Below are 11,781 nucleotides of genomic sequence, written 5' to 3'. Positions count from 1 at the left end.
GGAGGGGCCGGTCAGGACCGGGCGACGAGGCTCGCCGGGCGCATGTCGGTCCAGTGGGCGTCGACGTAGTCGGTGCAGGCCTGCAGGGAGTCCTCGCCGTGGACGGCGGTCCAGCCGTCGGGGACCTCGGCGAAGGCGGGCCACAGGGAGTGCTGGTTCTCGGCGTTGACGAGAACGAAGTAGCGGGCGTCGTTGTCCTCGAACGGGTTGGTGGTGCTGCTCATGACGGGATGCTCCTTTGTGCGGGTGAGGCGTGTGCGGGTGAGGTGTATGGGGGTGAGGTGTATGGGGGAGGGTCAGGAGAGCCGGGAGCCCGCGGGTGCGGCCTCCCGGAAGCGGGCGGCGAGTTCGGCGACGGTGGGCCCGGCGAACAGGTCGGCGATGCCCGGTCCGGCCTCGCCGGTGCCGAAGGCCTCGCGGATGCGGTGCAGCAGCGTCATGGCCAGCAGCGAATGGCCGCCGAGCTCGAAGAAGCTGTCGTCGACCGCGACGTCGGGCAGCCCGAGGACGTCGGCGAAGACCTCGCACAGCGTCTTCTCCGCCACGTCGCGCGGGGCCCGGCCCGTGCCGCCGACGGCCATGTCGGCGGCGGTGGGCGCAGGGAGCGCCTTGCGGTCGAGCTTGCCGTTGACGGTCAGCGGCAGCGCGTCCAGGACGACGAAGGCCGACGGGACCATGTACTCCGGCAGGGACTCCGCCAGCGAACGGCGCACGGCGCCGGCATCGACGCCCTCGGCGGTGGCGGGCACGAGGTAGGCGGCCAGGCGCTTGACGCCCGGGGCGTCCTCGCGGACGGCCACGGCGGCCTGGGCGACCGAGGGCAGGCCGGTCAGGGCGTCCTCGATCTCCCCGGGCTCCACACGGTAGCCGCGGATCTTGACCTGGTCGTCGGCCCGGCCCAGGAAGTCCAGCAGGCCGTCCCGGCGCCACCGGACGACGTCGCCCGTGCGGTACATCCGCCCGCCCGGCTCGCCGAAGGCCGCGCCGAAGGGGTCGGCGACGAACCGGCCGGCGGTCAGGCCCGGGCGGTCGAGGTAGCCGCGCGCCAGGCCGACGCCGGACACGTACAGCTCACCGGGGACGCCCACCGGCACCGGCCGCAGCGCCGCGTCGAGCACATGGGCGCGCGTGTTCCAGATGGGGCGGCCGACGGTGGCGGTGTCGCTGTCGAGGGTGCCGCCGCCGAGCGTGTTGATCGTGTACTCGGTGGGACCGTAGAGGTTGTAGCCGATCAGGCCGGGCGTGTCCTTCAGCCGCTGCCACAGCGACTCCGGCACGGCCTCGCCGCCGAGGAGGACCAGGACGGGGCGGTGCCGGTCCTCGTCCAGCAGCCCGCACTCGACGAGCGCCTGGGCGTAGGAGGGCGTCACGTTGATGACGTCGACCGCCCGCTCGGCGCAGTACGCCGCCAGGCCCTCGGCGTCACGCCGCAGCGACTCGTCCAGGACGTGGACCTCATGGCCCTCGACGAGCCACAGCAGCTCCTCCCACGACATGTCGAAGGAGAACGAGACGGTGTGCGCGATGCGCAGCGTCCGGCCGCCGGCGGAGGCGACGACGGGGTTGAAGATGGCCTCGCGGTGGTTCAGGAGCATGTTGGTCAGCCCACGGTAGGGCGTGACGACGCCCTTGGGACGGCCCGTCGAACCGGAGGTGAAGATGACGTACGCGGCGGCGTCGCCGTCCACCCGCGCCTCCACCGGCCCGTCCGCCAGCTCCGCGAGTTCGGCCACGACAGCAGCGTCGTCCAGCTCCACACGCGGGACCCCCTCGACCTCGGGCATACGGGCGCGCGCCGTGGAATCGGTGATCAGGACGACGGGTGCGGTCTCCTCGACCATGAAGGCGAGGCGGTCGACCGGGTAGTCCAGCTCCAGCGGCAGATACGCGGCACCGGTGCGCAGCACGGCGAACAGTGCCGCCACCATCTCCAGCGAACGCGGCAGGCCGAGGGCCACCACCTTCTCCGGGCCCGCGCCCCGGGCCAGCAGCAGCCGGGCGAAACGGTTCACCCGGGCGTCCAGTTCGGCGAACGACCAGACGCGGTCCCCCGCCACCAGGGCCACCGCCTCCGGCGTGCGCGCGGCCCGCTCGGCGAGCAGGTCCGCCACCGAGGCGTCCGGCAGCTCGTGCCCGGTCCGCGCCCACTCCCCCAGGACCGCGTCCCGCTCCTCCTGCGTGAGCACGTCGAGGGCGCCGATGCGGCGGGCCGGGTCCTCGGCCACCTGGGCGAGGAGGGACAGGAGCCGCTCCACGAGGGCCTCGGCGGTGGAGCGGTCGTAGAGGCCGGCCGCGTACTCGAAGGCGATGTCGATCTCCTCCGCGCTGGGCGTCTCCTCGAAGTTGAAGTCGAGCTCGAACTTCACGGCGCCCAGTTCGAAGGGGAGGATGCGGCTCTCCAGCCCGAGGAGGCGGCGGGCCTCGCCGTCGCTGTTCCGGTACCCGAGCATCACCTGGAACAGCGGGTGACGGCCGGGGACGCGCGGCGGGTTGACTGCCTCGACCAGGCTGTCGAAGGGCAGGTCCTGGTGGGCGAAGGCCGCCAGGTCGTGCTCCCGGACGCGGCCGAGCAGCTCGGTGAACGACGGGTCGCCGGACAGGTCGTTGCGCAGCACGAGCGTGTTGACGAAGAAGCCGACGAGCCCGTCGAGCGCGGCGTCGGAGCGGCCCGCGACCGGGGCGCCGAGGGGGATGTCGTCGCCGGCGCCGAGCCGGTGGAGCAGGGTGGCGACGGCCGCCTGCAGGACCATGAACGTCGTCGTGCCGGTGGTGGCGGCTGCGTCGCGCAGCCCGCGGTAGACGGCCCGCGGCACCCGGGCCCGTACGGTGTCGCCGCGGAGGCCGGTGGCCGGGGTGCGCGGGCGGTCGGTGGGCAGGGCCAGCTCCTCCGGGAGCCCGGCGAGCGCCTGCTTCCAGTACGCGGCCTCGCGGCTGTGCAGGCTCTGCTCGTCCGCGGGGTCGCCCAGCAGGTCGCGCTGCCACAGCGTGTAGTCCGCGTACTGCACGGGCAGCGGCTGCCAGGCGGGGGCGGTGCCGCCGGCGCGGCCGGTGTACGCCGTGGTGAGGTCGTCCACGAACGGCAGCATCGACCACTCGTCGCCGGCGATGTGGTGGAAGAGCAGCACCAGGACGTGGTCCGTGGGGCCGATGTCCAGCACCGTGACGCGCAGGGGCAGTTCGCGCGAGAGGTCGAAGCCGTGCCGGACGGCCGTCCGCACGTCGGCCTCCAGCGCCTCCTCCGTGGTGGTGACCACGTGCAGCGCGTCGGCGGGGGCGGGCGCGTCGAGGATGCGCTGGACGACGCGGCCCTCGTGCTCGGCCACGACGGTGCGCAGGCTCTCGTGGCGGGCGGTCACGTCGGCCACGGCGAGCCGCAGCGCGTCCGTGTCGAGCGCGCCGCTCACCCGGACCACGAGCGGGACGTTGTACGTGGCGCCGGAGGCGTCGAGGTTCTGCAGGAACCACATGCGGCGCTGGGCGTGCGAGAGGGGCAGCTCGGCCGGGCGCTCGCGGCGGACGAGTGCCGGACGGTCGTCCGTCGCCCCGGCGGTGCGCTCGGCGAGGGCGGCCGGGGTCGGCGCCTCGAAGAGGTCGCGGATGGCGAGGTCGGTGCCGAGGGCCGTACGGATCCGGCTGACGAGGCGGGTGGCCAGCAGGGAGTGGCCGCCCAGGTCGAGGAAGTGGTCGTCGGGGCCGACGGGGCCGGTCCCGAGCACCTCGCCGAACAGGGCGCACAGCTGCTCTTCCCGGGGGGTGGCGGGAGCGCGGCCCGTGCCGGTCGCGCCGAGGTCCGGTGCGGGGAGGGCCTTGCGGTCGAGCTTGCCGTTGACGGTCAGCGGCAGCGCGTCCAGGACGACGAAGGCCGACGGGACCATGTACTCCGGCAGGGACTCCGCCAGCGAGCGCCGCACGGCGGCGACGTCGACGGCCCCGGCGGTGGCGGGCACGAGGTAGGCGGCCAGGCGCTTGACGCCCGGGGCGTCCTCGCGGACCACGACCGCGGCCTGCGCCACGGAGGGCAGGGGCGCCAGCGCGTCCTCGATCTCGCCGGGCTCGACGCGGTAGCCGCGGATCTTGACCTGGTCGTCGGCGCGGCCGAGGAAGTCCAGCAGGCCGTCCCGGCGCCACCGGACGACGTCGCCCGTGCGGTACATCCGCCCGCCCGGCTCGCCGAAGGGGTCGGCGACGAAGCGGCCCGCCGACAGGCCCGGACGGTTCAGATAGCCGCGGGCCAGGCCGATGCCGGAGACGTACAGTTCGCCCGGGACGCCGACCGGGACCGGGCGCAGCCACGCGTCCAGCACATGGGCGCGCGTGTTCCAGATGGGGCGGCCGACGGTGGCGGTGTCGCTGTCGAGGGTGCCGCCGCCGAGCGTGTTGATCGTGTACTCGGTCGGGCCGTAGAGGTTGTAGCCGATCAGGCCGGGCGTGTCCTTCAGCCGCTGCCACAGCGACTCCGGCACGGCCTCGCCGCCGAGGAGGACCAGGGCCGGGCGGTGCCGGTCCTCGTCCAGCAGCCCGCACTCGACGAGCGCCTGGGCGTAGGAGGGCGTCACGTTGATGACGTCGACCGCCCGCTCGGCGCAGTATGCGACCAGGCCCTCGGCGTCACGGCGCAGCGACTCGTCCAGGACGTGGACCTCATGGCCCTCGACGAGCCACAGCAGCTCCTCCCACGACATGTCGAAGGAGAACGAGACGGTGTGCGCGATCCGAAGGCACCGGCCGCCGGCCGCCTCCACCACGGGGTTGAAGATGGCCTCGCGGTGGTTCAGGAGCATGTTGGTCAGCCCGCGGTAGGGCGTGACGACGCCCTTGGGGCGGCCTGTCGAACCGGAGGTGAAAATGACGTACGCGGCCGCGTCGCCGTCCACCCGCGCCTCCACCGGCCCCTCCGCCAGCTCCGCGAGTTCGGCCACGACAGCGGCGTCGTCCAGCTCCACACGCGGGACCCCCTCGACGTCCGGCATGCGGTCGCGTACGGAGGAGTCCGTGATCAGGACGACGGGTGCGGTCTCCTCGACCATGTACGCGAGCCGGTCGACCGGGTAGTCCAGCTCCAGCGGCAGATACGCCGCTCCGGCGCGCAGCACCGCGAAGAGCGCCGCCACCATCTCCAGCGAACGCGGCAGGCCGAGGGCCACCACCCGGTCCGGTCCGGCGCCGCGGGCGAGGAACAGCCGGGCCAGGCGGTTCACCCGGGCGTCCAGTTCGGCGAAGGTCCACACGCGCTCGCCCGCCACCAGCGCCACCGCGTCCGGCACGGCGGCCGCCCGCTCGGCCAGCAGGTCCGCCACCGAGGCGTCCGGCAGCTCGCGCGCCGTGGCGGCCCACTCGCCCAGGACCGCGCCGCGTTCCGTCTCCGTCAGCACGTCGAGGTGCCGGACGAGTACGCCGGGGTCCGCGGTGATCTGTTCCAGGAGGGAGACGAAGCGCTGCGCGTGCTCCTCGACCGTCGCGCGGCCGAAGACGTCGGGGCGGAACTTCCATTCGAAGGTGAGCCGGTCGCCCGGGTTGGCCGCGAAGATCAGCGGGAAGTGGGTGGCGTCCACGTCGGTGACGTCGTCCACGCCGAGGGCCTGTCCGATGCGGTCGCGCTCGTCCTGGTCGACGGGGGTGTTGCGCAGCACCTGGAGCGTGTCGAAGAGGCGGCCCGCTCCGGCGGCGCGCTGGATGGTGCCGAGGCTGAGCTGGTGGTGCGGCAGGAGGGCCGCCTGCTCGCCCTGGAGGCGGGACAGGAAGGCGGTGACGGTCTCGTGCCGGTCGAGCCGGGCGCGGACCGGGACGGTGTTGAGGAACATGCCGATGGTGCGGTCGATGCCCGTCAGCTCCGCCGGGCGGCCGGAGACGGTGGTGCCGAAGACCACGTCCTGGCGCCCGGTCAGTCCGGCCAGCAGCAGGCTCCAGACGCCCGAGAGGACGGTGTTGAGGGTCAGGCCGTGGGTCCTGGCGTAGCCGGTGACGCGGGAGCTGAGCCCGGCGGTCAGCTCGGTGACGTGCTCCTCGGGCAGCAGGGCGGCGCGCTCGCGGGCCTGCGGGGCGATGAGCGTGGGCTCGTCGACGCCCGCGAGGGCGGACCGCCAGGCCTCTTCGCCCGCGGCGGTGTCCTGGGTGTGGAGCCAGGCGAGGAAGTCGCGGTACGCCAGGGGCCGGTCGCCGGCCGGGCCGGGCTGCGGGAGGGTGCCGCCGGCCACCAGGGCGTGGCAGCAGGCCAGGAGCTCCTGCAGGAACAGGCCGGTGGACCAGCCGTCCCACAGCAGGGTGTGGTGGGTGACGAGGACGTGCTGGCGGCCGTCGGGGGTGAGGACGGAGGACAGGCGCACCAGGGGCGGGTCGGCGAGGTCGAAGCGGGTGCGGGCCTCGGCGTCCTGCAGCCGCCGCAGCTCGGCGCCGGCGGCTTCGGGGGCGAGGGTGCGCAGGTCGGTCTCGGTGACGGGCACGGTGGTGCCGGCCGGGATGAACTGGACGGGCCGGTCGAGTCCGTCGTGGAGGAATCCGGCGCGCAGGTTGGGGTGCCGGTCGAGGACGGCGTTCACCGCGGTGCGCAGGGTCTCCACGGGGACCGGGTGGCGCAGGGTGACGACGTCGCGGGAGGTGTAGACGTCGAGGGCGTCCTCGTCGTAGAGGGCCTCGAAGAGCAGGCCCTGCTGGAGCGGGGAGAGCGGCCAGATCTCGGTGGCGCCGGGGGCGGCGGCGCGGACGGCCGCGAGGTCCTGCTCACTGGGCTCGGGCAGTTCGGGGGCGGCTGCCGGGGCGGTGGTGTCGCCGGCGGGCGCGCCGTGGCCGGCCCGCTCCGCCAGTCCGGCGGGGGTGCGGCCTTCGAAGACGTCGCGCGGGCTGAGGGCGAGTCCTGCGGCGCGCGCGGCTCCGACGAGGCGGATGGAGACGATGCTGTCGCCGCCGAGGCGGAAGAAGTCGTCGTGGACGCCGACGCCGGGGAGTTCGAGGACCTCGGCGAAGAGGGCGCACAGCGCGGCCTCGGTCTCGGTGGCGGGCTCGCGGTCGCCGCCGGCCGTGGTGGGTTCGGGGGTGCCGTCGGGCAGCGCCTTGCGGTCGATCTTGCCGTTGACGCTCAGCGGCAGGGCGTCGAGGGTCACGAAGGCGGACGGGACCATGTACTCGGGCAGCCGGGCGGCGCAGGCCTCGCGCAGGGCGTCGGGGCCCGCGTCGGTGCCGGGGGCGGGGACGACGTAGGCGACGATGTGCTGGGCGCCGGCCGCGGTGGTGCGGACGAGGACGGCGGCGTGCCGGACGGACGGGTGGGCGGCGAGGGCGGCCTCGATCTCGCCGAGTTCGATGCGGAAGCCGCGGACCTTGACCTGGTCGTCGGTGCGGCCCAGGTACTCGACGGCGCCGTCGGCGCGACGGCGGACCAGGTCGCCCGTGCGGTACATGCGCGTCCCGGCCGGGCCCTGCGGGTCGGCCACGAAGCGCGACGCCGTCAGCCCCGGGCGGCCGAGGTAGCCGCGGGCCAGCTGGACGCCGGCGAGGTAGAGCTCGCCGGGCACGCCCACGGGTACGGGGCGCAGGGCCGCGTCCAGGACGTGCAGGCGGGTGTTCCACACGGGGCGGCCGATGGGGACGACGGCGGCACCGGGCTCGGTGCGGTGGTACGTCACGTCGACGGCTGCTTCGGTGGGCCCGTACAGGTTGTGCAGTTCGGTGTCCGGCCACAGGGCGGCGAACCGGTCCACGGCCGCGGCGGGCAGGGCCTCGCCCGAGCAGAAGACGCGGCGGACGCCTGCGAAGCCCGCCCGGATCGTCTCGTCCTGCTCCGCGGCGGCGGTGAACGCGGTGAGCATGGAGGGGACGAAGTGCGCCGTGGTGACGGAGGCCCGCCCGGCCAGCGCGGCGAGGTGGTCCGGCTCGCGGTGGCCCCCGGGCCGGGCCAGGACCACGGCCGCGCCGCTGACGAGCGGCAGGAAGAACTCCCACACCGACACGTCGAAGCTCGCGGGGGTCTTCTGCAGGATCCGGTCCCCGGGACCGATCCCGTAGGTCTCCCGCATCCAGTCCAGGCGATTCACGATGGCCTCGTGCGTGACCACCACGCCCTTGGGGCGGCCGGTGGAACCCGAGGTGTAGATGACGTACGCGGCGTGCTGCGGGCCCGCCGCGGGCTGCTGCAGCGGGGCGGCGGCGCGGGGTGCGTCGGCGAGCAGGACGGGGACGTCCTGCAGCCAGGAGAGCCGGGGGCGCTCGGCGCCGGTGGTCAGCACGCACACGGGCGCGGCGTCGTCCACCGTCCCCGCCAGACGTTCCGCGGGGTGGTCGAGGTCCAGCGGAAGGTAGGCGGCGCCGGACTTCAGCACGCCCAGCAGGGACACCATCAGCTCGGCGGAGCGCGGCACGGCCACGGCGACGATCCGGTCCGGGCCGGCGCCGGCGCGGGCCAGTTCGCCGGCCAGGCCGTCGGACAGCTCGTCGAGCTGCCGGTACGTCAGCTCGCGGTCCTCGTACACCACGGCCGTCGCGTCCGGCGTCGCCGCCAGCCGGTCGGCGAACCGCGTGACCAGCGTGCCGCCGGGCACCGGCCGGTCCGTGGCGTTCCACTCCCCCGCCAGCGACCGGCTCTCGTCGGGGAGCAGCAGGTCGAGGCGGGCCAGCGACGTCTCAGGGGCGTCGGCGAAGAGGGTGAGCAGGTGCAGGAAGCGGTCGGCGATGCGCTGGGCGGCCGCGCGGTCGAAGACGTCCGGGCGGTAGCCGAGCTCCAGGCGCAGGGTGTCGCCGGGCAGGACGCGCATGGTCAGCGGGTAGTGGGTGGCGTCGCGGGCGCCGAGGCCGGTGACCCGCAGGCCGCAGGCGGCCGCGGCCGTGCCGAGGACGCCGGAGACGTCGTCGCTGCCGGTGTAGTTCTCCACCACGAGCAGGGTGTCGAAGAGGGGGCCTTCGACGGGGGTCAGGCGCTGGATGCCGCCGAGGCCGAGGTGCTGGTGGTCCATCAGGGCGGCCTGCTCGGCCTGGACGGCGGCGGCGGCCGCGGCGAGCGTGGCGCCGGGTGCCAGGCGGACGCGGACGGGCAGGGTGTTGATGAACAGGCCGACCATGGTGTCGGCGCCGGGCAGGTCAGCAGGGCGGCCGGAGACGGTGGTGCCGCTGACGACGTCGTCGGCGCCGGTGAGGGAGCCCACGAGGACGCCCCACAGCGTGTGCAGGACGTTGCCGAGGGTCAGGCCGCGGATGCGGGCGGCGACGGTGACGGCGGCGGTGAGGTCCGGGTCGGCCTCGGCTTCGACGTCCGCCGGTTCGGCCGGGGTGCCGAGGCCGGCGCCGGGTGCGACAGGGCGGGCCTCGGTGATGCCGTCGAGGGCGGCGGCCCAGGCGCGGCGGGCGGCGTCGGCGTCGCGGCCGGCGAGCAGTTCGAGGTGGTCGCGGTAGGGGCGCACGGGCGGCAGGGCGGCGAGATCGCCGCGGGAGCCGACGAGGGTGAGCAGCTCCCGGACGAGGATCGGCATGGACCAGCCGTCGAGGAGCAGGTGGTGGCAGGTGACGACGAGCCGGGCGGTGTCCGGGCCGAGCCGCAGCAGGGTCAGCCTCAGCAGCGGCGGTTCGGCGAGGTCGAAGCGGTGGTTCCAGTCCTGCTCCATGGCCGCGCGGACCGCTTCCTCCTGGACCGGCCGGTCGGCGGCGAGCGCAGTGAGGTCGAGTTCGCGCAGCGGGGTGCCGACGTGGCGCTGGACGAACTGGACGGGGTCCTCGCCGTCGTCGTACCAGAAGCCGGCGCGGAGGTTGGCGTGGCGCTGCAGCAGCGCGTCGGTGGCGGCGGCGAGGTCGGCGGTCGCGAGGGGGCCGTCGAGGTCGAGGTGGGACTGGACGACGTAGACGTCGCGGGAGCCCTCGTCGTAGACGGCGTGGAAGAGCAGGCCCTCCTGCAGGGAGGACAGGGGGTAGACGTCCTCGAGCGCGGATCCGGCGCCGGAGTCGTCTGCCGGGTTCAGGTCGGTGGAGTCAGTCATGGTGGCGCTCTCGGTCGGGGAGTCGGCAGGGGTCGGTTCGTGGGTGCGGCGGCCGGTCATCGGCGCCTGCGCAGGCGGGATTCCAGGCGGTCGATGCGGGCCTGGTCCAGGGAGACGAGGCGGACGTCGGAGGGCGTGATGCCGCCTGCGCCGGGGTCTTCGGCGTGCCGGGCGAGCGCGTCGAGGGCGTCGAACCAGCGCGTGGCGAGGGCGGCGACCTGCTCCTCGGTGAACAGGGCGGCCGGCCAGCTCCATTCGACGGCCAGCTCGGGCCGGCCGCCGGCGCCGGGGACGACGGCGGCGTCGATCTCCAGCGGGTAGGGGGCGGGCATGGCGGCGTCGGGTGCGGCGCCCTCGGCGACGGCGGCCCGCTCGGCGAACGGGGCGAAGGCCCAGTGGCGGGAGCCTGCCGTGCCTGCCCGGTGGTCGGTGCGGCCGCGGTAGTTGAACAGCAGCTGCGAGCCGGGCAGGGCCGCCAGGGCGGGTGCGGTCTGGGCGTTGAGGTGGCGCAGGAGGCCGTGGCCGAGTCCGCGGTCGGGGACCGCCCGCAGCTGCTCCTTGACCAGCTTGAGGGCGGCCCCGGCCTGCCGGCCGCCGGCCAGGGCGTCGGCGAGGTCCACGGCGCTGACGTCCAGACGGACGGGGTGGACGGTGGTGAACCAGCCGACGGTGCGCGACAGGTCCGGGGTCAGGCCCGCCGTGTCGCTTCCTCCGCGCCCGTGGCCCTCCAGGTCGATCTGCAGGGCGCCGGTGCGGGCGGCGGGCAGGGCGGGGCCGGCGGTGCGGCGCCAGTCGGCGGCGGCCAGGGCGAGGGCGGCGAGGAGCACGTCGTCCACTCCGGCCGAGAACGCCTGCGGGACGGCCGTCAGCAGCGGCCTGGTGCGGTCCGCGGGGAGGGTCCTGCGCAGGGTGCGCAGGGTGGCCGTGGTGTCGCGGCGGGGGTCGGCGGCGGTGCGGGAGAGCGGGGCCTGCGGTCCGGCCAGCGCGGTGCGCCAGTAGGCGGCTTCGGCCGTGCGGGTGCGGGTGTGGGCGTGCTGCAGGAGCTGCGCGGCCCAGGCGCGCGGCCCGGTGGCCTCGGGTTCGAGGGCGGGTGCGCGGCCCGCGGCGCGGGCGGCGTAGGCGTCGGCGAGCTCGGGGAGCAGGATGCGCCAGGAGACGCCGTCGACGGCCAGGTGGTGGACGGTCAGGAGCAGTCGTCCGTCGGCTGCGGAGCCCGCGTCGCACCACAGGGCGCGCAGGACGGTTCCGGTGTCCGGGTCGAGTGCGGCGGCGGAGGCGTCGGCCTCCTTGGTGAGCAGGTCGTGCAGGGAGGTCGTGTCCAGGCCGGTGATGTCGGCGCGGCGCAGGGTCGCCGGGTCGGTGACGGCGGGGGCCTCGGCGGCGGGCAGGACCTCCTGGGTCCACAGGCCGCCGGTCCGGTCCAGGCGCAGGCGCAGGGCGGGGTGGTTGCGGGCGAGGTCGGCGAGCGCCTCGCGGAGCGGCCCGGGCCGGAGCCCGGCGGGGACGGTGAGGAGGACGGACTGGTTGAACCGGTCGACCGGGCCGCCGCGTTCGCGCAGCCAGTGCACGACGGGCAGGGGCGGGAGTTCGCCGTCCTCGTCGACCGCGGGTGCTGCGGTGGCGCCGGCCGGCTCCTCGTCCTCGCGGCGGCCCGCGGCGGCCAGGGCGGCCGGGGTGGGGTGCTGGAAGACGTCCTTGGCGGCGATGGTGAAGCCGGCCTTGCGGGCGGCGCTGACGAGCTGGATGGAGACGATGCTGTCGCCGCCGAGGGCGAAGAAGTTGTCGTCCTCGCCGACCTCGGGCAGGCCGAGGATGCCGGCGAACA

At 75.2% G+C, this 11,781-nt stretch carries 3 protein-coding genes; all 3 read right to left on the bottom strand.

Features of this window, described 5'->3' with window-relative positions; translation table 11 throughout:
• Positions 1-11: 11 nt before the first annotated feature.
• Positions 12-224 (bottom strand): MbtH family protein, encoded by a 213-nt coding sequence (locus V7793_RS24765; RefSeq protein WP_336010063.1) that lies wholly within the window; start codon positions 222-224, stop codon positions 12-14.
• A gap of 72 nt (positions 225-296) precedes the next feature.
• Positions 297-9,956, bottom strand: coding sequence for a non-ribosomal peptide synthetase (locus V7793_RS24760; protein WP_336010061.1), 9,660 nt, complete (start codon positions 9,954-9,956; stop codon positions 297-299).
• A 56-nt stretch (positions 9,957-10,012) separates the two neighbouring features.
• Positions 10,013-11,781, bottom strand: a 1,769-nt coding sequence (locus V7793_RS24755) for a condensation domain-containing protein (RefSeq protein WP_336010059.1), incomplete at its 5' end; no start/stop codon positions are given.

This window comes from Streptomyces sp. KLMMK (assembly GCF_036961605.1).
GTDB classification, from domain to species: domain Bacteria; phylum Actinomycetota; class Actinomycetes; order Streptomycetales; family Streptomycetaceae; genus Streptomyces; species Streptomyces telluris.
The sequence above is the reverse complement of the archived record's forward strand: the minus strand, read 5'-3'. Positions and strand labels throughout refer to the sequence as shown.